Source organism: Chthoniobacterales bacterium (assembly GCA_039930045.1).
In the GTDB taxonomy this organism is placed as follows: domain Bacteria; phylum Verrucomicrobiota; class Verrucomicrobiia; order Chthoniobacterales; family DASVRZ01; genus DASVRZ01.
This window is the reverse complement of sequence record JBDSQB010000023.1, coordinates 45,013-68,997: the sequence shown is the minus strand read 5'-3', so window position 1 is coordinate 68,997 and position 23,985 is coordinate 45,013. Positions and strand designations below refer to the sequence as shown.

The following is a 23,985-nucleotide window of genomic DNA, read 5'->3' as shown; positions in this document are numbered from 1 at the left end:
AAATATTCCGTTTATTTACTGGCGGCTTCTGTAATTATTTTCTCTCCCCACTCAAAGAATTCAGGCTGACTGCTATTAGGATTTATTATAGAAACAACTATATTGGTCCCATTATAGGGCATCGCAATTAGTCCAAGAGGTGCCGCTTGCGTCGTTTCATTATCTACTCTCGAAACCCACATATACAATTTGGTATGTTCCATATCCGAAATTCGATCCGGCTTGCCGATTTTAGCAATAATAGCTTCTAGCTTTGCGTTCTCTATAACAAAGGCTTTCCATTGCGGTAATGTTTTTACGCTCTTATCTATGTCTTCGCTTTTAACGGAACCGCAAAGGGCAAAAAGCAACAACGACGCTACAATAGTGAATGTTTTCATGAAATTGAGGTTACAAAATTATAGAGAGATATGAAGAAAAATATTTTAACGACAAAATGACGATTAGTAGTGGAGCGACTGTGTTGACTTGAGGCGAGGGTCAGCTCCCTGCTTTCGGCGGTTGGTGACAAGGTAGGATCTTTAGGAAATGCCTTCAGCCGAAATCCTGAGCGGAGTTGCACGGGATGCAATTTGCGATGAAATGGCGAAAAATGAGCAGAGATTCTGGCAATTCGTCTCGAAATGGTGAGAAATGCACGGCGAAAGGTGACAATTCGTGGCGGGTTTCTGTGAAATCGGCCTGAGTTTCTGGGCTGTTGCGATGAGCGGGCGAAAATTTCAGGCGAGTTTCAGGGAATTGGAGACGGATTTCTGGCTGGCCATGATGAGAAAGTGTCGCGTCGGGAGGAGTTTCTGAATCGAGGAAGCGAATGGGCGGAATCTCCGGGCGAATGGCTGCGACACGAAAAAGGCGCGGAGGGTGGTCCGCGCCTTTTTCAGTGGAATGGAAGTCGAATCTAGCGGCCGACGCTGATGTAGTCGAAGCCGAGTTCTTTCATGGTCTCGGGCTTGTAGAGGTTGCGTCCGTCGAAGATGAGGGCGGTGTGCATTTTGGTTTTTACCGCCTCAAAATCGACGTTGAGGAATTCCTGCCACTCGGTGGCGAGGATGAGCGCCTCGGCGTCCTCGACGGCTTCGAGCGGAGAGCCCACGACGCGGACTTTCGCCGGATCGACGAGGCCCCATTCGACGGCTTTTTCAGCGCCTTTCGGATCGCAGCAACTGACCTGCGCGCCCTCGGCGACGAGGCGGTTGATGAGTTCGATGGCGACGGAGTTGCGGACGTCATCGGTGTCGGGCTTGAAGGCCATGCCCCAGACGGCGATTTTTTTGTCCTTCAAGACCCAGAGTTTGGCGCGAATCTTGTCGAGGAACCGGTCGAGCATGGAGGCGTTGATGCGCTCGACTTCCTCGAGCAGCTTGAACGGCGTGCCGAGTTGCTTGCTAATGGCGATGAACGCCTTGACGTCTTTCGGGAAGCAGGAGCCGCCGTAACCGAGGCCGGCGTTGAGGAAGTTGCGGCCGATGCGTTTGTCCATGCCGATGCCGTCGGCGACCATTTCCACGTCGGCGCCGCTGGCCTCGCAGATGGCGGCGACGGCGTTGATGTAGCTGATTTTGAGGGAGAGGAAGGAGTTGGCGGCGTGCTTGATGAGCTCGGCGCTGTTGATGTCGGTGACGAGGATCGGCGCTTTGAAGGGCTCGTAAACCTGCTTCATAAGGTCGGTCGCCTTCTGGCTGGAACTGCCGATGACCACGCGGTCGGGGTTCATGAGATCGGGCACGGCGCAGCCTTCGCGGAGAAATTCGGGATTGGAAACGACATCGAACTCGGCGTCTTTGTTATAGCGTTTGATCGTCTCGGTTACTTTCTCGCCGGTCTTCACGGGGACAGTGGATTTATCCACGACGACGCGATATTGACCGGGCTTAAGCACGCCGGCGATCTCGCGGGCGACGCGTTCGATGTAGGTGAGATCGACGCTGCCATCGACCTGCGGCGGGGTGGGCACTGCGATGAAGACGACTTGGGAATGATCGACGCCGTCCTCGATGGAATTAGTGAAACGCAGGCGCTTCGAGGCGACGTTGCGATGGACGAGGTCTTCCAGTCCGGGCTCGTAGATGGGGATGAGGCCGGCTTGCAGTTTATCGACTTTTTTCTGGTCGTTATCGACGCAGACGACGTGATGGCCGATTTCTGCAAAACATGCGCCGGAGACTAGTCCGACGTAACCCGAGCCTATGATACAAAGTTCCATATTAAGTTAGCTGATGATGTGTGTGTTGTTGATTAGTCCTGCCCGCCAGTAGAGCCGGGATCGACATTGAAGTTCAAGTTTAGGTTAGGGAGATCCTTCAAGGTGAATGTGATGAAAAATCCGATGTCTTCCTTGCCGCGATTGTCGCGGATGACGGCGGAGAGCGAGGCGATCCAGCTCGTGAGGTCGCGGTAAAGCGTGTAGCGCTGGCTCTCAAGGACGGCGTCCTCAAACTCGTATTGCTCGTTTAAACTGAACGCCCAGTTGGGGTCGATCTGGTAGTAGGCGGAGATGGTGCCGAGGCTGCTGTTGGTGAAGAACGGATTGTTCTGCAAATAACGATGGCCGAGCGTGAGGGTGAGGTCGGAGGTCGGCATAAAAGTCACGCCGGTGTTGACTTCCGAGAAGCCAGTCGCAAAGACCGGGAGTTGCGAGTCGATGGACAACGCGGCCCATGGCACAGGGTTGAAGCGGAGGCGGTTGAAGAGATTCGAGAAATCCGAGGTGTCGTAGGGATTCTGGTAATTGATGTTGAAAAACGTGTCGAGTTCCAGCCAGGTGAAGCTCTGGTCGTTGCGTTTCGTGAGCAAGCGATTGCGCACGCCGAGCCGCAGCACGGAGGCCTGGTCGATGGAGTCCAAGGCAGTGGCTTGAGGGAAATCGAACGGCGCGAGTTGCGTGGACGGAACGTAAACGTCGATGGGCAAAATCCGGTCGGGGCTCACTGATGGACCGGCGATGTAGGAGAAATTCAAATACGGCTGGATGATGTGCTTGAGCCCATCGAGACCGGCCCAGCGCGCCTCCACGTTGTCGAAAGTGCGGGAAAGCTTGAAGGACGATTCGACCCCGAAGTTAAAGACCGTGCGCAGTTGCGAGCCGGTCTTGTTGTAAACGTCGATGGTCGAGCCGCCCTGGAGAGCGGTCACGCTGTTCGCCAGATTGACGTTCGATGTCTGGTAATTTGCGTTGGCGAGTTCCAGTTGGTTGATCTGCTGCTGGATGATGATCGCGTCGCCCGGCGAAGCGACGGCGAGCTGGGCATTGAGCGCGTTGATCTGGTCGCGGTTGTCGTTGATCTGCGTGTTTTGGCTGGCGACGAGCGTTTGCAGTTGCGCGATTCGGTCCAGACTCGACGGCGTCAGACTCTGGGTGGTCGTGCCCGTGGTGTCATAGTAAGTCGCCCGAAATCCGGCACGCGGCACGACTGAGAGCCAGCCGAAGTAGGTGTTCGGATAGCTGATTTGATGAAACGTATCCGCCCGAAACGTATCCACATCCGTCGCCTCGGAGCCCTTCGGGAACGCCTTGTTCAGGAACGTCGCGCTGGTCTCTCCCTCATAATAAATCGGGGATCCGAAGAGCCGGCTGCGAGCGAAATCGAGGTCGAGTTCGGGCAGACGCTCGGTGGTTTGCTGGAAATCATTCCACTGCGCCCGCGCCAGTGCGGTGAAAGTCCAATGCTCCGAGGCCTTCGTCAGCGCGGCGACCGTGTCCGGCTGCGGATCGAGCCGGTTTTCCGCCGGGTAAAAGTCCTCGAGAAACTTGCTGTCGCTCAATTTGTTTAGATCGACCGTCGCCGTCCAATCATCGGACATATAAAGCTTCGCCTGCCAGCTTAAGCGATAACGAGTCGGATCGATATTGGGCCGCGCCAGCGTGGTCACATTTTTCTCCGTCTGCGAGTCTTGCAGAATGTAGCCGCGGATATTGCTGTAACTCTGCGGATCGCCGTTCGTGGGCTTCACGCCTTTGTATTCCAAATCGAGACCAAAGGCCGGCCCGCGCTCGCTCCGATAATCCAGATGCACGCGGCCAATGGTTTGTTCCGTCACGGGAAAAGTCACGCTGCCGAGCAGATACGCGCCCCATTTTCCGCTGTAACCAGGCGTCACCAGAAACGCATTGGCCTCGTCGAGCGACTGGTAAAGATATGGCCACCAGAAGATGGGCGTCTGGCCGATGAACAGCGTCACATTGGAGAAAATGATCCGGTTGTCCGGGTAGATTCGGACAAAGCGCGAGCGCAAGTGATAGTCTGGCTGCGACGAGTCGTGCGTCGAGAAGATGCCGTTTCGCACCGCATACGCGCTGTTCTCCATCGAATACAGGTTGTCCCCCTGGAAATGATACGGCAGCGAGTCGCCTAGGAAATCCGACGAGCGCAGAAACTTGGTGTCCAGATTATAGAACGCGCTTTCGCCCGCGAAGATCGTCTTGCCCTGATAGATCTTCACGTGACCCTTCAGGAGCACGTCATGCGTTTCCGGATTGTATTGGGCATAGTCGCCATACATCCGTGCGCCATTCGAGTAGATCACCACATTATCCTCGGCAACCGCCATCCCGCCCTCAAACCGAGTGCCGCCATCGGAATAAATCTCCACCGGCGACTTCGTGGGAGTCAATTCACCCACCTGCGCCAGCACTGGACAAACCAATGCCGGGAGACAAATCAAAGATAAGAGCCATTTCGGAGCGGTCACAAGCGAGCGCTATGGGACAAAGTTCCACCCCTCTTGGCAAGGGCAAATGCCGAAGAAATTTTCACCGTTCTCCTCATCCCTCTATTTCCCCGCCGCCGGCGCGCAAACCCGCACAATTACCTGACTCAATACCAGCGACGCATCCAGTTGCGTCGTCACACAGAGCTGATTCGCCTCCAGACACGCCGTCAGAGCCGACTTCAACTCCGCTAGCGAATATTTTCCCGCCGACTGCGCCGCAATCCCCAGCGAATACCCATTCACCGTCCCATCCTTCTTCCTCGGCAGATGACGCGTATCCTCCGCCGACAACCGCTCCAGCGTCTTGCCAAAAAAGAACGGCTGCTCCGGTGGACGCAACTTGTGCCGCACCATCAGATCCTTCACTACCAACAGATTCCGCACCGTTGGAATCACCGCCACCAGCAAGATCCCCACCGCCGACTCCCCCTGGCGCAACAACAGATCCACCAGCCGCAGCGCACTCCGCAAGTCGCGCCGCGCAATGGCATTGCCCAAATCAAAGACCACCCCCTCCTTCGTGCGCGCCACTAGACTTCGCACCAAATCCGCCGTCACCAGCTTCGGTTCCGTAGTCCCGAAAAACAAATCCAGCTTCTCCAGCTCATTCCCCATCTGCCCCGTGTCCGCGCCCACGAGTTGCACAAACAACTCCAGCGCATCCCGCTCCATCCGCAGCCCCAGCCGCCGCGCCTCCGTCATCACCAGCGCCTCCACCTGCTCCTCCCAGTTGCCACGTCCGGTCTCAATCTTATCAAACACCTGCACCTCACCCAGCTTCCCGAGCGACTTGTAAAACGAACGCCGCTTGTCGATGTCCAGCGCACTAATTAAGAGCACCACATCCGGCGGCAAGCCCTTCTTCAGCAACTCCGAAAACGACTCCACCGCCTCCAGCACCGCCTCCGCCCGGCCCGTCACCGAATCCGCAAAAAACGTCGCATTCTTCAGCCAGACCAGCTTCCCGCCGCCAAAAAACGGCAGCGTCAACAGCGCCTGCACCGCCTCCAGTATCTTCGCGCGCGCCGCCTCCGCTCCCTCCACACACCCATCCACAATCTCCAGGCCAAACTCCCCCGCATCCGGCGGCGAGAGCTTCTCCGCCAGCGCCCGAGCCGCCAGCTTGATCTTCGCCTCATCACTCCCGACGACAGCATAAATAGAAGAAGACTTGGCCGCAGGCATTGGGGAGAAAAGTTAAACCAAGAAGCCAGAAAGACGCGAAGAAAAAATGCCTTCTTGGGTTCGTAGAGGTGCAAAAGTGACCTTGCCTTCAAATACCAGCCTCCTTCGCACACCCTCGTTCCCAAACTCCTGTTTGGAAACGCACTTGGCTGGGAAATTCTGTTTCCTTCCCATACCCGCGTCACTGGCAAATCAGGAGATTCGCCGGATAACGGCGTTCCCAAAGAGAAGTTTGGGAACGAGGGAACCTATTACTTGGCTTCAGGGTGCGTGATCTTGAGAACCCAATGAAGCCAGCCAGTCCGCCAAAAAGGAAATAGCCACTGATAATATCCATAGGCAAAGCTCAACACTAAGGCAAAAGGCAATCCTATTATTGAGTTCCGTATCAAATGCTGGTCGTGGTGGAAGAAATAGCGATTTGCAAACCCAATGCCCCAAAATGGCAGACCACAAACCAGAACGCCATGTATGAAAATATATCGCCACTTGGATTCAAGCTTCTTATCCATCCGTAGAAGTTTCTCTTCAATATCAATGCTCATAAGGTGCGTTGGTTGGTGCATGAGCATATGCCGAAAGCTCGGTAACGATCGGATGTGGCTTCCCAGTAAGCTTATAGGTCGGAGAAAAGGTAATAGAACGACCGAAAGGTGTGGTGTTGTGAAAATGAATCGTTACAGATCGATCTCTCATGCCAATGGATTCGCGAACGGAGGAAATCTGCTCAAGTGGGATGACAGCAACGCGACGAAAAACAGAAGCATACAAAAAATGGTCATCCATCTGGATAGTCTTGCGTGAAATAGCAAACCAAAGAAAAAGCGCCAGAACTCCTCCTGGGAATAAAACTCGGTCCCAGCGAATTCGACCTGAGTCGATACTCGAGACAATGAACATCAGAACGAACAAGAAGGAGAAAAACAACATAAGCATCTTGAATGCCGAGTGGGCAGCGGATGAAATCGTTCGCTTCATGGAAAAATACCCGAATGCCTAACCTATTATAGACGAAAGTTATCGGTCAAACACTGAGACAGATTCACTCGAACAGGCCTTCATCTCTGTTCTTGGTGCGCGTGCAGGCGAATTGGGAGTTTCACGGGATAGTAGCATTCCCAAACGGAGTTTGGGAACGAGAGGCGGGTCGGTTGGCTGGAGCCGGGTCGGCTGCGGAGTGGCAGAAGGCGTATCGCTGGCCGGAAGGGGGGAGTCGGGCACATGTGGCATCTGAGGACAGATGCGCTCCATGGACCGCTTCTGGAGGGCAAATGCCTGGGAGGCCGAAAGGGCGTTCTTTAGGGCAGGAAGGCGGCGGCTTCAGTCGAGTAAGGGCGGAATGGGTCGGGCAGGAGCAGGGTACGGTGTTCGTCGAGGGCGACGGCGTCCCAGTTGAGAAAATAGGGAAGGCCGCGCTCCCGGATGCGGTGCATGGCGGTGGAACGACCCGCAGCGCGGGTGTTGGCCGGGGGCTCGCCGAGGGCGTTGGCGCGGCGGGCGGAGTCGTTAAAGCGGCGGATCTCCCCGGCGCTCTCGATGGAGTGGAAGAGGCCGCGCGCGGGGTCGATGTTGTGGTATTCGAGGTCCTGGCTGAGCATCCACGGATCGTCGAAGGCGAGGTGTTCGGCGTCGGCAAAGAGCTGGAGCAGCCAGTGTTTCGTGAGCCAGTCCACGCCGCCGAGGAGGCTCTCGGGGTCGCTGCGCAGATGGGTGAGAACGTATTCCCACTGGGCAAGGACCCAGTCGGTCTCGGGGTTTTCGTGGGCAAAGCGGTCGCGGGCGGCGCGGAGAAAGGCGAGTTGCAGGTCGATGGCGCTGATCGTTTCCCCATTTTCCAAGCGGACGAGCCAGGCGCCGCCGATGTCGCGCGAGAGGGTGCGGGTGGTATGGACGGCGTCGAGGAGGGCGAGGTCGGTGGGGAGGGCCTGTTCTTCGAGGAGCCGGAGGATGAGGGCGGTGGTGCCGACTTTGAGGGCGATGGCGTAGGGGCTCATATTCGAGTCGCCGATGAGGAGGTGGAGGCGGCGGTAGCGGCGCGGGTCGGCGAGGGGTTCGTCGCGGGCGTTGATGATGGAGCGGTTAAATTGCACCCACTGGTAGATGTCGTTGACCATGTGGTCGGCGCGCTGGCTCATCTGGAACTGCGGGGTGAGGAGGGGCTCCTCGGGGTCGGTGTAGAATTGTGGGGCGGCGCTGCCGATGCGTCCGCTGCCGGTGAAGATTTGCCGGGTGGCGAGGAAGGCGAGGAGGGCTCCGAGGGCACCGTCGGTAAAAGGGCGTCGCGCTGCATGAGGTAGTTTTCATGGCAGCCAAAGGTGGCGTCGGTGAAGTGGTCGATGTTGTTTTTGAGGAAGGAAACGTCAGAGTCGGGTTCCATTTCACTCAGGCATTGGAGGGCTTCGAGGATGAGCTGGTCGCCGGCGAGCTCGTGGGCGACGAGATCATGGAGGTCGAGGCACTCGGCGGTGGCGTATTCGAGGTGGCCCATGTCGAGGTAGAGGCGGCCGCCATTGAAGAGGAATCCGCCGTTGCCGGGAGGCTCCTCGTAATCGCGGTAATGCTGGTCAATGAGGCCGCGCTGGCGTTCGGCGAAGAGGAAATTTCTCACCCGCGCTGGCCAGGAGGCGGCGAGGGGGCCGGTGGCGAGGCAGCCGTATTCGATCTCGATCCCGACGATGCGATCCATGGCCGGGAAATTACCCGCGCCGGGGCAAAAGAAAACCGCGAATCAACTCTGAGAGCGGATCGCGGTGTTCGATTGGGAAGATGCGGAGTTAGGCGTTTTTCTGCGGGAGGCTGTCTCCATCGACCCACGTGCTGCCAATCATGATCGACCGTGGGAACGGAGGCAGGCCGGATTCGTTGCGATGGATTTGCCCGATGAGGATGTCCACCGCGGCAGCGCCGACTTTGTCGTTGTTCTGGTTGGTGCCCGCCCAGTCGGTGAGCGTCGGGTCCCAATCCATGTGGACGAAGCCGACTTTTTCGCCGCCAGGAAGTTTTTTGATCCATTCGCGCAGGATGACTTTGTCGGTGAGAATCGAGTCAGGCTGCGTTTTGCGGAACCAGTTTCCGAAGGCGGCCTCGTCGCCAAAATAGAGCACGGGGAGAACGGTCTTCGCGTCGGGAATTTTCTGCGCGGAGGTGTAGCCGGCGGAGAAACGATATTCCACAGCACGATCCAACTGCTCGGAAATAACGAGGCCCGGACGCGAGTAGCCTTTCTTATAGATGTGCGACATGGCGGTGATGGCGGTGTCGTATTGGTCGTTGCAGGCGTAGTGAGGGGAGGGCTCGACGAGTTTGCGGCCGAGCGCGACGCTGGCGAAGCCGGGAAAAAGAATGTGATCGTCGAGATTGATGGAGGATTCGTCGAAAGGAGCGGCGAGGATCATTCCGCGAATGTTGCGGGACTGGAGGATTTTCAGACGCCGGACCGAGGTAATTTCCGGCTCGTGTAGCCAGAAGTAGTCGATTTCATAGCCGAGAACGTGGGCGCGCTCCTTGGCACCGCGCAGCCAGTTTTGGAAAGTGGACTCGGACTTGAGTTCGGCGTCGCGAGGCGAGGCGTTGAGAAAAGCCAGAGTCGCCTGGAACTTGGGTTCGCGGCTGGCCCGAAGCTGCGCCATGAGATTAGCGACGGTCGGATTGCTTCGGTAGCCAAGGCGATCTGCCACTTCCTTGATCTTGCGGCGCGTCTCGGGGCGGATTCTGGGATCGTCTCTTAAAGCGAGAGAAACCGTGGCTTTTCCCACCCCTGCTTGGGTGGCGATGTCCTGCATTCTAGGTCTTTGCACGTTTGAACTGTATTGCGCTTCCGGTGGTTTGGCTAGGGGGCAAATGCCCTTTTTTTGCAACTTTTGAAGCCGGAACTGAATAATGCGGCCATTTCATCGTTTTCAGCGAGCCGCATTGGCTTCTGGACGCGGGACAGTTGAATGCAACTCCGAATGTCCAGTTCAGGGCTTTTTGCTTTGGTAAACCAGCGTCACCTGCGCATCGGGGCGGGCTTGATCTTTCTGAATGCTCACGGTGATTTCCTGTCCGAGACTTTCGTTTTTGGCTGAGACCGAACTCATCTCGACGGCTCCGACGCGGGTGTTGGTCTCCGTGCATTTGAACCCCGCTTTCTCCAGCGTGTCCTTGTAATAACCGCTCACTTTCGTGACGGCATCCTTCGTCGTCCCGGCGATGGAACCGGTGGCGTCTTCACCCGATTTCACATGGAAACCACCGTCCGAGGTAAGTGTCCAGCCGGGATAAATCGGAATCCATGCGGGCAGTTTGTCTGCTCCAGTGGCACTGCTAACCGTGGCGGAGGGCATCGCCTCGGGGGTGGGGTCGGCAGCAATCAGAAGAGCAGGCCAGCCCAGAACAAGCCCCAGCGCGATGCACCAGGGGAAGGTCTTTTTTGCGGCAGCCACATCCGGGGGGATTTGGGGGAACATGGCGGAAATTACAAATCCACGAGGGCTGAATAACAAGCTTTCTCGCTTGCAAAGCACCGGCGAAACACGCACATTCCGCCAATAACGGAAGGGTGGCAGAGCTTGGTTGAATGTACTCGACTCGAAATCGAGCATGCTGTTAAAGGCATCGTGGGTTCAAATCCCACCCCTTCCGCCACTTTTTTCTAGCTGCAACGCTTTCGCTGCCCGCGACTTTTATGAAACCCAGAATTGCGTTTGTCGGCGTTGGTCGGATGGGCGCGAACATGGTCCGGCGGCTCCACGAACAGGGTTACCCTGTCACGGCAATCTACGACCGTCATGCAGCCTCGGCGCAGGGAGTCGCTGACGAGTTGGGCGCAAAAGTTTGCAGCGCGCTGGCCGATGTCACTGCGGCGGCGGACGTTATTTTTACGGTCGTCACCGATGACGCAGCGCAGCGGGCGATCTTTGCCGCCAGCGGGGACAGTCTGCTCATCGACGCGGCTGGTAAGACGTTCGTCAACTGCGCCACCGTCAGCCCGCAGATCCATATTGAAGTCGAATCTGCTGTCGCTCTGGCCGGTGCCGCGTCCCTCGAAGCTTGCATGGCCTCCAGCATTCCCCAAGCTCGGGCCGGGACGCTTTACCTCATGTGCGGCGGAGAAAAAACCACTTTCGACCGGCTTCAACCCCTCCTCGCCGAACTCAGCGACGGCGGCCAGCTCCTGCGTTACATCGGCCCGGCGGGCAGCGCGGGTCAGGTGAAGGCGCTCGTCAACATGGTCATGAACATCAACACCGCAGGGCTCGCCGAAGGGCTCGGACTCGGTGCCGCCCTTGGGCTTGATCCCCGGATGCTCCTGGAGATTTTCTCCCAAACCGGAGCCAACTCCCGCGTCGTCGCCACTGATGGCGAGGACATGGTGAACCGCGATCACGCCTGTTTCTTCTCAGCCGCGCACGCCGCCAAAGACAGCGGCATCGCCCTGGCGCTCGGCGTCGAACAAGGTCTCCAGCTTCCCCTCGCTGCCGCGGCCAAGGCCCAATTCGACCGGATGATTTCCCTCGGCCTCGGCGATCTCGACAAGAGCGGCATCGCAGAGCTGACCTTTCCCGGACGTCACCAGGAATAAATTACACCCGGCGCTATTTTCGGTGCGGCTTTTTGAAGCGCGAGGGCTGCACGTGGACGACGGGTTTGGCCGCCGGTGGACGCTCGTCCCGCTTCGCCACGTAGATGACATGCTCCAGGCGTTTCGCGCGCTCGTGGGCTTTGCACGGGACGGAATTCACCAAAAATCTTGCCCTCTGCAACCGGCCAACGAAGCCGGGTTCCGGCGCGGCGGACCAGAATGTCACACAGCCGTCGGCGTTTAGCGCGCGACGGATCAGACCGAAACCGCTGCGGTCGTAGAGTCGGGAGTTCTGCGCCTGCACAAACGACGTCGGCCCGTTGTCCACATCGAGTAGGATCGCATCGTAACGCTCGCTGCCCGCATCGCTGATCACTTGGAAAACATCCGCCACGATCACGCTCACGCGCGGGTCGTCGAGCAGTGGGCCATTGATTTTTTGAAGAAATTCACGGTTCCACTGCACCACATCGGGCAGCAACTCGGCCACATGCACGGTGGCGCCGGGCCCGACTAATTCCAGCACGCGCTTGAGGCTGTAGCCCAGCCCGAGCCCGCCGATGAGGACGCGGGCGTTGGTCTTCGCGCCGAGCAGCGGGCAGGCGAGATCGGCCAGGAGCAGCTCCGAAACCGTCGAAGTCGTGCTCATAAGCTGGCGTCCGTTGAGCTTCAGAAAGAACTCGCCGTCGTGTTCGTGCAGGCTGAAACGGCTGCCGTCCGGGGTGCGCGTCTCGCCGAGTTGGTTCGTGGGAATCATGTCCGCGGCAGCGTGGGTGACCCGGCGGCGAAAGGCAACCAAACTTCCCCATCGCACTGGCACCCGGCTCGTTTTACAGTCCCCGCCTTTCCCATGACCGAATCGCGCCTCCACTTCCAACTCCAGGCCCAAGCCACCGGCTCGGCAGCGCGCGCGGCCCGGTTTCAGACCCTCCACAACGAAGTCCTCACGCCGCTTTTCATGCCCGTCGGCACGCAGGCCACGGTGAAAGCCCAGCTCCCGCAGACGCTGGAAGACTCCGGCTCGAAGATTCTTCTGGCCAACACCTACCACCTTCTGCTGCGACCTGGAGCCGAGGTTTTCCGGCGCTCGGGCGGCATTCACGGGTTCATGAATTGGAAAAAATCCGTCCTCACCGACAGCGGCGGCTTCCAGATTTTCTCCCTGCCGCACTCCCGCTCCATGAGCGAGGACGGGGCGGAGTTTAAGTCGTATCTCGACGGACGCACCATCCTCCTCAGCCCCGAACGGAGCATTGAAACGCAGGTCGCCATCGGCAGCGACATCATGATGGCCCTCGACCAATGCATCCCTTCCACCGCCGATGAGGCCGCCGCGCGCGCCGCCCTCGGCATCACCCAACGCTGGGCCGAGCGCAGCCTGGCCGCCCGCGGCGACTCCCCGCAATCCATGTTTGGCATCATCCAGGGCGCGCTCTTTCCGCACTTGAGAAAAGAAAGCGCCGCCGGTCTTTGCGAACTCCCCTTCGATGGATTCGCCATTGGCGGCCTGGCCGTCGGGGAAACGCGCGGCGAGCGCGAGGACATGTGCGAATTCACCGCCGGACTCCTCCCTGCCGACCGTCCACGCTACCTGATGGGCGTCGGCACCCCGCTCGATATTTTGGAAGCCGTCCATCGCGGCGTGGACATGTTTGATTGCATTATTCCCACCCAAGTCGCCCAGCGCGGCGGGGCCTTTACCTCGCGCGGCTTCCTGCAACTGCGGCGCGGCGTTTACAAATTTTCCCAGGAAGCCCTCGACCCCGATTGCCCGTGCCCCACCTGCGCGCGCTTCTCCCGCGCCTACCTGCATCACCTCACGAAAACGGGCGAAGTCCTCGGCTGGCAACTCATCGGGCAGCATAATTTCCATTTCTACCATCAGCTCATGCGCGACATCCGGCAGAGCATTCTCGAGGACCGCTTCTTCACGCTCTATCAAGAGAAACGCGCCTTTCTGCACGTCACCGACCTCGACAATCCCGTCGCTCCCGTTCGTCGGAAACCGAAGCGGCCCGTCCTCCAGCTTGGCGCGTTTGAGGTCCATCTCGATGAACAAAGCGGAGCCAGCATCCGCCACAGCGAGTCCGGAGAAATCATGCATGGCCGCCTGCCGCCGATCGAGGAGGCGCGGGAACTCTACGTTCGCCAATCCGGCCTCGCCAATCAACTGCAACTCCACTCAGAAACGCCCCTGACTCTCTGGGACATCGGGCTCGGAGCCGGCGCCAACGCCATGGCCGCCATCGAATGCTACGAAAGCCAGCTTCACCCCGTGCGCCCGTTGCACATCGTCAGCTTTGAAAACGACCTCGACGCCCTGCGACTCGCCCTCAGCCACCGCGACCTCTTTCATTATCTGCGCCACGGCGGCCCCATCGCCCTCCTCGAAAAGGGGAAATGGCAATCGCGCACCCACCCCGGCCTCACTTGGACACTCATCACGGGTGACTTCCTCGAAAACCTCTCCGGTCCGCCTCCCGACCTCATCTATTACGACCTCTTCTCCGGAAAAACCAACCCCGGAGCCTGGAGCATCGACGCCTTCCGTCGCCTCTTCGCCGTCTGCGGACAGCATCCGTGCGCCCTCTTCACCTACAGCTATTCCACCGCCGCCCGGGCCGCCCTGCTCGCCGCCGGCTTCCACATCGCCGCCGGCCAATCGACTGGAACTCGCCTGGAAACCACCGTCGCCTTCACCCCCTCCGCAGCAGCCGACTTCATTCCATTGGGACTCGACTGGCTGGAAAAATGGCAACGCTCCGACACCCCATTCCCCACCGACACGCCGCCCGAGACCGTGTCCACCCTCCGCGAACTCATCCTCCAGCACCCGCAGTTCCACGCCGACACTTAACTCATCACCCAGCTTTTTTCATTCCCGGCTTTCCCTTTCCTGATTTCCTGATTTCCTGATTCCCCTCTATGGAAGAACTCAGCGAACTCCTCACCATCCGCCGCGAGAAGCTGGCCAAACTCCGCGAACTCGGTGTCGATCCCTTCGGGGCGCGGTTTGATACGACTCACACGATTGCCGAGGCGCGGGAAAAATTTGTCGCGCAGACTCCTGAGCAGCCAGGGCTCGAAGTGCGGCTCGCGGGACGGCTCACGGCGCATCGCGACATGGGGAAAAGCCACTTTCTCGATCTGTCGTCGAGCGGCGAACGCATCCAGCTTTACGTCAGCACGAAGGAACTCGGACCCGAGCTCACGGAGATTTTCAAGTTGCTCGACATGGGCGATTTCATCGGCGTCGAGGGCTTTTGCTTCGTCACGCGCACCGGCGAGAAAAGCATCCATGTCAAAGCCTTCACCGTGCTCGCGAAGTCGCTTCGTCCGCTGCCCGAGAAATGGCACGGCGTGACCGATGTCGAGACGAAATATCGTCAGCGCTACCTCGATTTGATCGCCAACGCGGAGTCGCGCGAGGTCTTTTTGAAACGCATCCAGATCGTCTCGGGCATCCGCCGTTTCCTCCAGGATCGCGGCTTCCTCGAAGTCGAAACGCCCATGATGCAGACCATCGCGGGCGGCGCGGCGGCACAGCCATTTAAGACGCATCACAATGCGATGGGAGTGGATTTGTTTTTGCGAATCGCCCCGGAGTTGTATCTGAAGCGGCTACTCGTGGGCGGCTTCGATAAGGTGTTTGAGTTGAATCGCAATTTCCGCAACGAGGGCGTTTCGCGTCGGCACAACCCGGAATTCACCATGCTGGAGGCGTATTGGGCCTATGCCGATTTCGAGCTGATGGCCGAACTCATGGAGTCGCTCATCTGCCACCTGGCGGAGACGGTTTGCGGCACGCTGGTTCTAGAACACAAAAACTCCGAGGGCGAAATCACCAAGACCATCGACCTCACGCGCCCGTGGAAACGCGCCCGCTATCACGAACTCATCGAGGCGCGCGATCCGGGTTGGAGCGCGCTCAGCGCCGAGGCGAAACGCGCCCGCGCCCACGAACTCGGCTTCGAGGTCAGTCCCGCGATGGAAGATTTTGAGATGACCCAGCAGTTCTTCGAGAAGCTCATCGAGGAGAAATCGCTCAACCCGCTTTTCGTCACGCACGTGCCGAGCCAGCTCGTGCCGCTGGCCAAGCAAAACGCCGCCGACGGCAGCGTCGTGGACGTTTTTGAGTTGATCATCAATGGCCAGGAAATCGCCCCCGGTTACAGTGAATTGAATGACCCCATCGCCCAACGCGCGCGGCTGGAGGAGCAGGCCGGCGAGGAAATCCAGAGCATCGACGAGGAATTTCTCCTCGCGCTGGAACACGGCATGCCGCCCGCCGGTGGCATCGGACTCGGCATCGACCGCCTGGCGATGATGCTGACGGGCGCCGAATCGATCCGCGATGTCATCCTTTTCCCACATCTGAAGCCGCGGGCGTCCTGAAGAAATCCTTTGACACCCGCCACCGTTCATCGGCATAACCTCCGCACCTTGAAAACCTCTTCCCTCCTGATCCAGCTTCTCGGCCTTCCGCTCGCCTGTGTTTCCGCCGGAGTCGTTTTCTCGAATGCCGGAACCGCCGTGACGAATCAGGGCCAGCAGACGAGTGTCGCCGGTGCAACGACCGTGGATTTCAACGACGTCGTCATCCTCTCGCAGGGAACGACCTACGTTTCCAGCAACATCACGATGACGGGAGTCACAGCCGGATCGGGCAGCACGGCGGGCACTTTTGTGCAGGGTTCCGTAGGCGGCCAATATACCACGCCGGGTGGGGACACGAGCGTTTACGTGGCGGTCGGAGGCACCGGTCGTCCTGGTCCGGTGACGGTCACCTTCGGCACGGCGGTGAGTTATTTCGGGTTCTCCTGGACGACTCCCGACACGTATAACTCGGTGCAACTTTTCAATGGCTCCACGTCGCTCGGCACCTTTGTTCCCGGCACGAACACCCCTGGGCTCACGACGGGCAGCGCCACGGGTTACGCCAATTTCAATACCACCGGCAGCGACGTGATCACCTCGGCAGTCTTCTCTTCGCCGAATGCGGCTTTTGAAACCGACAACTTTGCCTACACCGCTGTGCCCGAGCCCTCGACCATCGGCCTGGCGGCCCTGGCTCTCTGCGGTGGCGGCGTCCTTTACCGGCGCAAACGGGCCTGAGTCGAATCCAACTCGACTTGGAGTGAGATGGCTGGTCAAAGCGGGACGCTTTGATTTAGTTTTTGCGCCACCCGCCGATGCTGTTCACGTCCTACGCCTTTCTCTTTTTCTTTCTGCCGCTCATCATCGTGGCGTCGCGGCTGTTTCGCGGGCAGGCGCGAAACCTTTGCCTGGTCATCACCAGCTTCGCGTTTTACGGCTGGTGGCGGGCGGATTTTATGCTGCTCTTCATCGCGTCGAGCATTTTCAATTATCACGCCGGCTCGTGGATCGCCCGCAGGAAAAATGAGTCGAGTCGCATCCCACTGACGCTCGCCGTCACGCTCAACCTCGCCGTTCTCGCTTACTTCAAATACGCCAACTTCGGCGTCGCCAATTGGAACGCGCTCATGTCCGGCCTCGGCTGGAAAACCATGGGATGGGAAACAATGGTGCTCCCGGTCGGCATATCGTTTTACACCTTTCAGGCGATCTCCTACCTCGTCGATGTCCATCGGAAAACCGTCGAGCCCGCGCACCGCTGGACCGACTTTGCGTGTTATCTGGCGCTCTTCACCCACGTCGCCGGGCCGATTGTTCGCTACGTCAACATCATCCACGAACTCAAGTCGCCCGTGCTCGGACTCGAGCTGCTGGAGCGCGGCGCATTCCTTTTCATGACCGGCTTTTGCAAAAAAGTCCTCATCGCCAACAACGTCGCCATCGCAGCCGACGCCGTCTTCGACACGGGCGCTGCCGGAGCCGCCGGGACTTGGATCGGACTCGCCTCTTACGCGTTGCAGATATACTTCGATTTCTCCGGTTACTCCGACATGGCGATCGGGCTCGGCTACATGATTGGGTTCAAATTTCCGGTCAACTTCGACTCGCCTTACCAAGCTACGAGCATCACCAATTTCTGGCGTCGCTGGCACATCACCTTGTCGAACTGGCTGCGCGACTACCTCTATTTCCCCCTCGGCGGCAGCCGCCAGGGATTGCGCCGCACCTGCATCAACCTCATCATCGTCATGCTCCTAGGCGGCCTCTGGCACGGGGCCAACTGGACCTTCGTCGTCTGGGGCGCGTATCACGGCATCTGGCTCGCCATTGAGCGGTGGAATGGAGGCCGCTCCCTCCTGCAAGACCGCGTCCCAGCGTGGTTAAACCGCCTCTTCGTCCTGCTCCTGATCCTGCTGAGTTGGATTCCTTTCCGAGTCGGAACGGTGGCCCAGATGAAGGATTTCGTGCGCGATTTGCTGCCGCACGGCCCGGCTTTGTGGCACGAGCAAATCGCCAGTTTGCATCAGCCGTGGTTTTGGTTTTTCTTCGGCACCGGCTGGCTGATCGCTCTCTTTGCAAAGAACTCCAACCAGTTTGCCGAGCGCAAAAGACGCCCGTGGCTCACCCTCGCGATGCTCCTGCTCTTCCTCCTCGCCCTGCACGAACTCGCCTCGCAGGAGTTGAATCCTTTCCTCTATTTTCAGTTCTAAGGCCATGTCGCATTCCCACACGCACGCCATCCAAAGAATCTGCCTTTTCCTCTTTTTCGCCGTCATCCTCGCCGTGGGAATCAGCGATGCCGCCCTTTCCTGGATGGGTAAAAAGCCGCCTGGCACCGGCGTCGAACCCAACATGCCGCGACCCGAGTTTCGCCCGAAGCTGCTCTGGAAAGGCGAATGGACCACCGACTGCGAAGCCTGGCTGCGCAACCGCTCCTGGCTCGTCCACGGCACCGGCGCACGCTACCGCGAACTCGCCTTCACCTGGGCCGGACGCAACCCGAGTGGCGTGATCGTGGGCAAAAATGACTGGCTGTTTTCCCCCGAAACCGTCGAGGCGCGGTCCGCCACTTTTTATCAGAAACAAGCCGCGACTGTTGCCGACAAGCTGGCCGAGTTTGACCTGCGTTACCGCGCCATGGGAATGCGACTGGTGATTTTACTCATCCCCAACGCCGCGACGCTTTACGCGGACCAAACCCCCGGTTGGATCGAGAAGGAGCACGAGCGCCTCGCCTTCCTTCCCGAGATGACCGGGAAACTCCGGCAAAAGGGCCTCCTCGTTTTCAACTCCACCGACGCCATGCGCGCCGCCGCCGCGCGGGGTGCGCAGGTCTATTTTAAAGGCGACCACCATTGGACTTTCCGTGGTGCGCAGGCGGCGTCGGAGGGACTCGCAGGCTACCTCCGGCAGACCTGGCCCGAGATGAAAACCGTCGCCGACGGCCAGCCGATTTACCGGGTGGATTGGGCGAAACGCGATTTTCGCACCGGATCAGCCGCCCGGAAATTTGGCTTTTGGCAGGACAGTCCCACGGATAATCGTTTCTCCGATTCGGTGGACGATCCGACTTTCACCCGACTGCGCACGGCTCCGACGGAGGCTGGCTGGCTGGGCACGAGTTTCACGGGGTTTAACTCTGCGGAATTTTTCGCCAACGCCGCTGGAATGGAAGTCCGCCGGCTCGACCGTCCGGCGAAAGGTTCGCTCTTCAGTTCCGGGGCTGGGCTCAAATATTACGAGTCACTCGCGGGCCCGAAGCCGCCGCTCGTCGTCTTGGAAATCCCCGAATATCACCTGCTCGGAGTGGCGGGGCGGCAGGCGGGTTTTGATCGGCTCGACCTCGGGCCACCGCCTTGGAAAGCAGCCTCCGAACCGCTCAAGGTGGAGCTGAAAAAACTCCGGGGCATGACTGCGACCGGTGACGGCAAACATTTCACCGTCACGGAAAAAGAGGCTTCGCTCGAACTCAAATTGCCCGCGCCGGTGAGTGACCTAGAAGTCGCCTTGTCCCTCAGCCGAACGAGAAACAAAGTCAGCCTGCAGGCCAAGAGCGCCCGTCCCCGGCAGGGCTTCTACGACGACTACGGCCTGCTGAAATATCGCTTCTCGCGAAAGAAACCGTCCGACACTTGGGTGATCAGTTGGACCAATCTGGACCGCGGGCTCACCATCGAAATCGGCGAAGTGCGCCAGCCGCTGGCCAAATAACAACCTGACTCAACTCGCCGTTTCCGGCGGCTGAATGCGAGGGAAGATCGGAGTGGGAGTTCCAAGGATATGACCGTCGGGAAGTTTGCCCCAAGTCGCCTCAGCGAGAGTCATCGGGCCGTCCCGGTTGAGTTGCATAAAGATCGCCGCCGCCGCCTTCGGAAGCACGGGAGAAATAAGGATGGCGATGATGCGGAGCGATTCAGCGAGAGTGTAAAGAACGGCGTCGAGTTGGTCCGCTTGAGCTGGGTCTTTGGCGAGTTTCCATGGCGCCTTTGAATCAATAAATTGATTGCACCAATTTGTCATTTCGATGACGCAAGCGAGGCAGTTGTTTACCTGGTAGAGCGGCTGATCCGTTAGGTCGACGTTTACTGGTGAATCTGAACCAGAAGATTCCATGCGAAGACGATAGCGAACTACTCCTGACATGATGTCATTCGGGACATCGCTATTTAGTTTGAGTTTCCCTTCCCGATACTTCGCCACCATGTTGAGCGTGCGGTTGAGCAGGTTGCCCAGGCTGTTAGCTAGGTCGGAATTGTATCGCTGTATGAGACGTTCCTCAGAAAAATCCGAGTCCTTGCCAGTCGCGATGTCGCTCATCAGATAATAGCGCACGGCTTCGGCTCCGTATTTGTCGGCGAGGACATCGGGGTCGATGACGTTGCCGAGGCTTTTGCTCATCTTGGCGCCGGAGATGTTCCACCAGCCGTGGACGAGGAGGGTGGGCATTTCTTCGTCTTTGTAGCCTAGCGCTTTCAGCATGATGGGCCAATAAACGCCGTGCGCGGGGATCATGATGTCCTTGCCGATGACGTGGAGCGCGGGCCACCAGCGGGCGAACTCGGAGTCGGAGCCAGCCTTCGCTTTGGGATCGTGGCCGGGGACGAAGCTGATGTAGTTTACCAACGCATCGAACCAGACGTAGGTGACAAAGCCCGCGCCGAAGCTCTCAGGGAAGGGAATGCCCCACTGGAGCCGCGCGACGGGACGCGAAATACAGAGGTCGCCATCGAGTTTTTCCACGGCGTTGCGGAGTTCGCCGACGCGAAAGTCGGGCACGACGAAGGGTTTTCCATCGGCGCTGCGTTTGTCGATGAAGTTGAGGAGCCATTGTTTGTGGTCCTTCAGGCGGAAGTAGAAATTTTCCTCTTCGCGAAACTCAACGGGCTGCCACTCCGGGCCAAATTCGCCGTCTTCGCCACGCTCTTTATCGGTGAGAAATTGCTCCTGGCGGACGCTGTAGTAGCCGCCTTCGCTCTTTTTGTAAATCCAGCGCGACTCACCCGTGGCGGGGTCTTTGTCGTCCCAAAGCATCTGGAGATTGGCGCGAACGCATTCTTTATGGAGGTCGTCCGTCGTCGCGGCCCAGGCGTCGTAGCGCACGTCGAGTTTGTCCCAGAGGGCACGGAATTTCGCGGTCACGCCATCGACGAATTCCTGCGGCGCGACGCCTTGTTTCTCGGCTGATTGCTGGACCTTTTGCCCGTGCTGATCGACCCCGGTGAGGAAGAAAACCTCGCGCCCGGCCATCCGTTGATACCGCGCGATCACGTCGGCGAGCACCTTCTCGTAGGCGTGGCCGATGTGCGGTGCGCCGTTCGTGTAATCAATGGCGGTGGTGATGAAAAATGATTCGGGTTGCATGGGAATGGGCCGCTGATTATTCACGCGCGATCTTGCCGCCCCAAGACAAAATCTTCGCTTTCGCACCGGCGGCCTCGGCTTCTTTGATCTGGCCGTTGCGCACGTAAAACATCGACAGACTCGACCACCCGAGCAGGTCATTGGGCTTTAACTCAGTCGCCTTCAGCCCCGCCTCGATCGCCTCCGGGTAACGTCCGAGTTTCATCAGAGTCATGCCGAGCGCGTGCCAGCCGTCGAAAAAAGCCGGGTCCAGCTCCACGCAGCGCCGGTATTTCTCCGCCGCCGCGTCGAGTTCGCCAAGCGCGATGTCGCCGCTCGCGTCGTCAAAGAGTTCGTCCAGAGAGTCCATCGGGGGAAATTAGCGGAGCACCGCGAGGCTGACGATGGATTATTTGGAAGTCCTGCGCCGCGACGAGGCTATGTCTGAATCGAGGAACGCTATGTCTGAGTGGGAGGCAGCTATGTTTAAGCTGGCAAAAGCTGTGTTTGAATCAGAGACGACCATGTTTGAGTGAGAGATGACTATGTTTTGGGAAAAGACCGCTATGTTTGGATGAGAGACGGCCATGTTTGGGCCTGAGACGTTTCTTTCCGAGCGGCTGTTGGGCGTTTCTCAGTCGAATGGAACTTAAATCCAGATCAACCGCAGCGCTGCGGCGATGGAGAAAACCAACACCCACGTTTCAAAAACGCGCTGCGAGAGGCGGTGAATGATCCAGCGGCCGCCGAAGACGCCGATGGCGATGAATGGAATGCAAGTCGCATTGAAAAGGAGCGTGTCCGCCGTGATCAACCCCTGGCTCGCGCTGAAGGGGACTTTGATGAGGTTCACGATGAGAAAGAGGAACGCCGAGGTGGCGATGAATTGCATTTTCGGGAGGTCCACCGCCGTCATGTAGAGCGCGGCGACGGGGCCGGCGGCATTGGCCAGCATCGTCGTGACGCCGGTGGTGACTCCCATCGTTATCGCAAACGGCGCGCGATGCAGCGCGGGCAGGGGAAGCTCGCGGTAACGCATTTTCAGCCCTTGCAGCAACGCCATTACGAGAATGATCCAGCCGATGAGCTGGCGGTAGTTTCCCTCGGGAATCGCCCGCATAGCGAAGTAGCCGAGGACCACGCCCACGACGGTCGCCGGGAGCAGCCGCCAGACGTGACGCCATTGCGCGTGGAGTCGAAACGCCCTGCAGGCGAGGAAGTCGGCGGCGATGAGCATGGGCAGGATGATCCCGGTGGATTCGCGCGGGGGAAAGACCCGGGCCATCAGGAGAATCGTGGCAAGGCTGATGCCCGAGAGGCCGCTCTTCGACATCCCGATGCAGAGTGCGGCGAGCGCGGTGCAAATCCATTGGAGCGGGGTGAGGTGCGGCAAAATAAATGGAAGTCCGATGCGAAACTGACTCGACGACTCCCTCCGCGCAACGTAGGAAAGCACCCCTTATGAAAATTGTTTGCGCCTATTCCGGCGGTCTCGACACCTCCGTCCTCCTCACCTGGCTCCGCGAAAAATACAGCGCCGAAGTCATCGCTTTCTGCGCCGACATCGGGCAGGAGGAAGAGCTCGACGGCCTCGAAGCCAAGGCGTTGAACACCGGCGCGTCGAAATGTTACATCGACAATCTGCAGGCGGAGTTTGCCAGCGATTTCATTTTCCCGATGGTGCAGGGCGGGGCGCTTTACGAGAACCAATACTACCTCGGCACGAGCATTGCGCGTCCGCTCATTGCCAAGCGCATGGTGGAAATCTGCCGCGCCGAAAACGCTCAGGCCGTGGCGCACGGCGCGACGGGGAAGGGCAACGATCAGGTGCGTTTCGAGCTCACCGCCGCCGCGCTGGCACCGGAGATCGAGGTCATCGCCCCGTGGCGTCAGGAGCGTTTTCGGGAGGAATTTCCCGGTCGCGCGGAGATGATTGCCTATGCGGAGAAACATCAGATTCCGATCACGGCCAGCGCGAAGAAATCCTACTCGATGGATCGCAACCTCCTGCATATTTCCTTCGAGAGCGGCATTCTCGAGGATCCGTGGTTTGATGCGAGTGCCAGTGAAATGCGCGACATGTATAAGCTCAGCGTGGCTCCAGAAGACGCTCCCGATGCGCCCGAAGTAATCGAACTCGGCTTCCTCGCGGGAAATTGCGTTTCGCTGGGCGGCGACGCCATTGAAGAGATTCTGGCCGGCCTCCATTACGATCAAACTCCGATCAAAACCGGCGAGGGCCACGTGCTTCTCAGCCCGCTCTGGATCATGCGCGTGCTGAACAAACTCGGCGGCCGCAATGGCGTCGGACGCGTCGATTTGGTGGAAAACCGCTTTGTCGGCATGAAGAGCCGCGGCGTTTACGAGACTCCTGGCGGCAGCATTCTCTACGCAGCGCATCGTCAGGTGGAAACGCTCACGATGGATCGCGAAGTCATGCGGATTCGCGACGGTCTCCAGCCGAAATATGCGGAGCTGATCTACAACGGCTTCTGGTATGCGCCGGAGCGCGAATTAATCCAGGCGCTGATCACTGAGAGCCAGAAAAACGTCACCGGCACGGCGCGGCTGAAACTTTACAAAGGCAACATCATCACCGCCGGCCGCAAATCCCCGGTGAGCCTTTACAATCCGCACATCGCCACGATGGAAGCCGACCCGACCCAGGCTTACAACCAGAGCGACGCCACGGGTTTCATCCGACTGAATGCGTTGCGGCTGAAGGTGGCCGCGCAGGTGCATAATAAAGGTTAGCGCCTGCTAGTCTTTCTTTAGGGGAGCACACGCGCCTCGCGGGTTGATTGGGGCTT

21 protein-coding genes and 1 tRNA gene are annotated in these 23,985 nt (G+C 58.8%); 8 read left to right on the top strand and 14 right to left on the bottom strand.

All coding sequences use genetic code 11. The annotated features are described in order from the left end of the window. Positions 1-11 precede the first annotated feature (11 nt). The 10 genes from ABIT76_15650 to ABIT76_15605 all read right to left on the bottom strand — a co-directional run bounded on the left by ABIT76_15650 (position 12) and on the right by ABIT76_15605 (position 10,343). Positions 12-380 carry a hypothetical protein gene (locus tag ABIT76_15650; protein MEO7934583.1) on the bottom strand — a complete coding sequence of 123 codons (369 nt, stop codon included), beginning with the start codon at positions 378-380 and terminating at the stop codon, positions 12-14. Between the two features lie 518 nt (positions 381-898). Then, complete coding sequence (locus ABIT76_15645) at positions 899-2,203, bottom strand: UDP-glucose/GDP-mannose dehydrogenase family protein (GenBank protein MEO7934582.1); 1,305 nt, start codon at positions 2,201-2,203, stop codon at positions 899-901. A gap of 32 nt (positions 2,204-2,235) precedes the next feature. After that, positions 2,236-4,662 (bottom strand): LPS assembly protein LptD, encoded by a 2,427-nt coding sequence (gene lptD, locus ABIT76_15640; protein MEO7934581.1) that lies wholly within the window; start codon positions 4,660-4,662, stop codon positions 2,236-2,238. 108 nt (positions 4,663-4,770) lie between these two features. After that, positions 4,771-5,895 carry a DNA polymerase III subunit delta gene (holA, locus tag ABIT76_15635; GenBank protein MEO7934580.1) on the bottom strand — a complete coding sequence of 375 codons (1,125 nt, stop codon included), beginning with the start codon at positions 5,893-5,895 and terminating at the stop codon, positions 4,771-4,773. Between the two features lie 251 nt (positions 5,896-6,146). Further along, positions 6,147-6,440 (bottom strand): hypothetical protein, encoded by a 294-nt coding sequence (locus ABIT76_15630; GenBank protein ID MEO7934579.1) that lies wholly within the window; start codon positions 6,438-6,440, stop codon positions 6,147-6,149. Next, positions 6,430-6,873 carry a hypothetical protein gene (locus ABIT76_15625; protein MEO7934578.1) on the bottom strand — a complete coding sequence of 148 codons (444 nt, stop codon included), beginning with the start codon at positions 6,871-6,873 and terminating at the stop codon, positions 6,430-6,432. Before ABIT76_15625 ends, ABIT76_15630 begins: the two co-directional genes overlap by 11 nt. Positions 6,874-7,193: 320 nt before the next feature. After that, positions 7,194-8,117 carry a proteasome accessory factor PafA2 family protein gene (locus ABIT76_15620; GenBank protein MEO7934577.1) on the bottom strand — a complete coding sequence of 308 codons (924 nt, stop codon included), beginning with the start codon at positions 8,115-8,117 and terminating at the stop codon, positions 7,194-7,196. Next, positions 8,027-8,581 carry a proteasome accessory factor PafA2 family protein gene (locus ABIT76_15615; protein ID MEO7934576.1) on the bottom strand — a complete coding sequence of 185 codons (555 nt, stop codon included), beginning with the start codon at positions 8,579-8,581 and terminating at the stop codon, positions 8,027-8,029. The genes ABIT76_15620 and ABIT76_15615 overlap by 91 nt, the downstream gene beginning before the upstream one ends. Positions 8,582-8,669: 88 nt before the next feature. Then, positions 8,670-9,677 (bottom strand): LacI family DNA-binding transcriptional regulator, encoded by a 1,008-nt coding sequence (locus tag ABIT76_15610; protein MEO7934575.1) that lies wholly within the window; start codon positions 9,675-9,677, stop codon positions 8,670-8,672. Between the two features lie 177 nt (positions 9,678-9,854). Beyond that, positions 9,855-10,343, bottom strand: a complete 489-nt coding sequence (locus ABIT76_15605; GenBank protein MEO7934574.1) for a hypothetical protein — start codon at positions 10,341-10,343, stop codon at positions 9,855-9,857. Between the two features lie 86 nt (positions 10,344-10,429). Between ABIT76_15605 and ABIT76_15600 the strand changes: the two genes are divergently transcribed. After that, positions 10,430-10,521: transfer RNA gene (locus tag ABIT76_15600), tRNA-Ser, on the top strand. Between the two features lie 40 nt (positions 10,522-10,561). Next, the gene (locus tag ABIT76_15595) at positions 10,562-11,458 is read left to right on the top strand and encodes an NAD(P)-dependent oxidoreductase (protein MEO7934573.1); all 897 of its coding nucleotides are present in this window, start codon (positions 10,562-10,564) and stop codon (positions 11,456-11,458) included. A 13-nt stretch (positions 11,459-11,471) separates the two neighbouring features. On the opposite strand, the gene ABIT76_15590 is transcribed toward ABIT76_15595, so the two are convergent. Continuing rightward, entirely contained in the window at positions 11,472-12,215 is a 744-nt protein-coding gene (locus ABIT76_15590; protein ID MEO7934572.1) for a spermine synthase, read from the bottom strand. A 93-nt stretch (positions 12,216-12,308) separates the two neighbouring features. On the opposite strand from ABIT76_15590, the gene tgt reads away from it, so the two are divergent. From tgt to ABIT76_15565, 5 genes are all read left to right on the top strand, one after another. Then, entirely contained in the window at positions 12,309-14,315 is a 2,007-nt protein-coding gene (gene tgt / locus ABIT76_15585; protein ID MEO7934571.1) for a tRNA guanosine(34) transglycosylase Tgt, read from the top strand. A 68-nt stretch (positions 14,316-14,383) separates the two neighbouring features. Beyond that, positions 14,384-15,853: a lysine--tRNA ligase gene (gene lysS, locus ABIT76_15580; protein MEO7934570.1), complete on the top strand. Its 1,470-nt coding sequence runs from the start codon at positions 14,384-14,386 to the stop codon at positions 15,851-15,853. A gap of 48 nt (positions 15,854-15,901) precedes the next feature. After that, positions 15,902-16,573, top strand: a complete 672-nt coding sequence (locus tag ABIT76_15575) for a PEP-CTERM sorting domain-containing protein (protein MEO7934569.1) — start codon at positions 15,902-15,904, stop codon at positions 16,571-16,573. Between the two features lie 77 nt (positions 16,574-16,650). Further along, a complete protein-coding gene (locus ABIT76_15570; protein ID MEO7934568.1) occupies positions 16,651-18,045 on the top strand; it encodes an MBOAT family O-acyltransferase in 1,395 nt (464 codons plus the stop codon). Positions 18,046-18,049: 4 nt separating this feature from the next. Continuing rightward, positions 18,050-19,546, top strand: coding sequence for a hypothetical protein (locus tag ABIT76_15565; GenBank protein MEO7934567.1), 1,497 nt, complete (start codon positions 18,050-18,052; stop codon positions 19,544-19,546). A gap of 9 nt (positions 19,547-19,555) precedes the next feature. On the opposite strand, the gene metG is transcribed toward ABIT76_15565, so the two are convergent. The 3 genes from metG to ABIT76_15550 all read right to left on the bottom strand — a co-directional run bounded on the left by metG (position 19,556) and on the right by ABIT76_15550 (position 22,631). Then, positions 19,556-21,196, bottom strand: a complete 1,641-nt coding sequence (gene metG / locus ABIT76_15560) for a methionine--tRNA ligase (protein ID MEO7934566.1) — start codon at positions 21,194-21,196, stop codon at positions 19,556-19,558. A 16-nt stretch (positions 21,197-21,212) separates the two neighbouring features. Continuing rightward, a complete protein-coding gene (locus ABIT76_15555) occupies positions 21,213-21,545 on the bottom strand; it encodes a tetratricopeptide repeat protein (GenBank protein MEO7934565.1) in 333 nt (110 codons plus the stop codon). 279 nt (positions 21,546-21,824) lie between these two features. Next, on the bottom strand, positions 21,825-22,631 hold the full coding sequence (locus tag ABIT76_15550; protein ID MEO7934564.1) for a sulfite exporter TauE/SafE family protein: 807 nt from the start codon (positions 22,629-22,631) through the stop codon (positions 21,825-21,827). A 5-nt stretch (positions 22,632-22,636) separates the two neighbouring features. On the opposite strand from ABIT76_15550, the gene ABIT76_15545 reads away from it, so the two are divergent. Further along, entirely contained in the window at positions 22,637-23,929 is a 1,293-nt protein-coding gene (locus tag ABIT76_15545) for an argininosuccinate synthase (protein ID MEO7934563.1), read from the top strand. Positions 23,930-23,985: the final 56 nt, after the last annotated feature.

Bases quoted from the DNA above. Each gene is read 5' to 3' on its own strand.
- ABIT76_15650 (MEO7934583.1), bottom strand. From the start codon at position 380: ATGAAAACATTCACTATTGTAGCGTCGTTGTTGCTTTTTGCCCTTTGC.
- ABIT76_15645 (MEO7934582.1), bottom strand. From the start codon at position 2,203: ATGGAACTTTGTATCATAGGCTCGGGTTACGTCGGACTAGTCTCCGGC.
- holA (MEO7934580.1), bottom strand. From the start codon at position 5,895: ATGCCTGCGGCCAAGTCTTCTTCTATTTATGCTGTCGTCGGGAGTGAT.
- ABIT76_15630 (MEO7934579.1), bottom strand. From the start codon at position 6,440: ATGAGCATTGATATTGAAGAGAAACTTCTACGGATGGATAAGAAGCTT.
- ABIT76_15625 (MEO7934578.1), bottom strand. From the start codon at position 6,873: ATGAAGCGAACGATTTCATCCGCTGCCCACTCGGCATTCAAGATGCTT.
- ABIT76_15615 (MEO7934576.1), bottom strand. From the start codon at position 8,581: ATGGATCGCATCGTCGGGATCGAGATCGAATACGGCTGCCTCGCCACC.
- ABIT76_15610 (MEO7934575.1), bottom strand. From the start codon at position 9,677: ATGCAGGACATCGCCACCCAAGCAGGGGTGGGAAAAGCCACGGTTTCT.
- ABIT76_15605 (MEO7934574.1), bottom strand. From the start codon at position 10,343: ATGTTCCCCCAAATCCCCCCGGATGTGGCTGCCGCAAAAAAGACCTTC.
- ABIT76_15595 (MEO7934573.1), top strand. From the start codon at position 10,562: ATGAAACCCAGAATTGCGTTTGTCGGCGTTGGTCGGATGGGCGCGAAC.
- ABIT76_15590 (MEO7934572.1), bottom strand. From the start codon at position 12,215: ATGATTCCCACGAACCAACTCGGCGAGACGCGCACCCCGGACGGCAGC.
- tgt (MEO7934571.1), top strand. From the start codon at position 12,309: ATGACCGAATCGCGCCTCCACTTCCAACTCCAGGCCCAAGCCACCGGC.
- lysS (MEO7934570.1), top strand. From the start codon at position 14,384: ATGGAAGAACTCAGCGAACTCCTCACCATCCGCCGCGAGAAGCTGGCC.
- ABIT76_15570 (MEO7934568.1), top strand. From the start codon at position 16,651: ATGCTGTTCACGTCCTACGCCTTTCTCTTTTTCTTTCTGCCGCTCATC.
- ABIT76_15565 (MEO7934567.1), top strand. From the start codon at position 18,050: ATGTCGCATTCCCACACGCACGCCATCCAAAGAATCTGCCTTTTCCTC.
- metG (MEO7934566.1), bottom strand. From the start codon at position 21,196: ATGCAACCCGAATCATTTTTCATCACCACCGCCATTGATTACACGAAC.
- ABIT76_15555 (MEO7934565.1), bottom strand. From the start codon at position 21,545: ATGGACTCTCTGGACGAACTCTTTGACGACGCGAGCGGCGACATCGCG.
- ABIT76_15545 (MEO7934563.1), top strand. From the start codon at position 22,637: ATGAAAATTGTTTGCGCCTATTCCGGCGGTCTCGACACCTCCGTCCTC.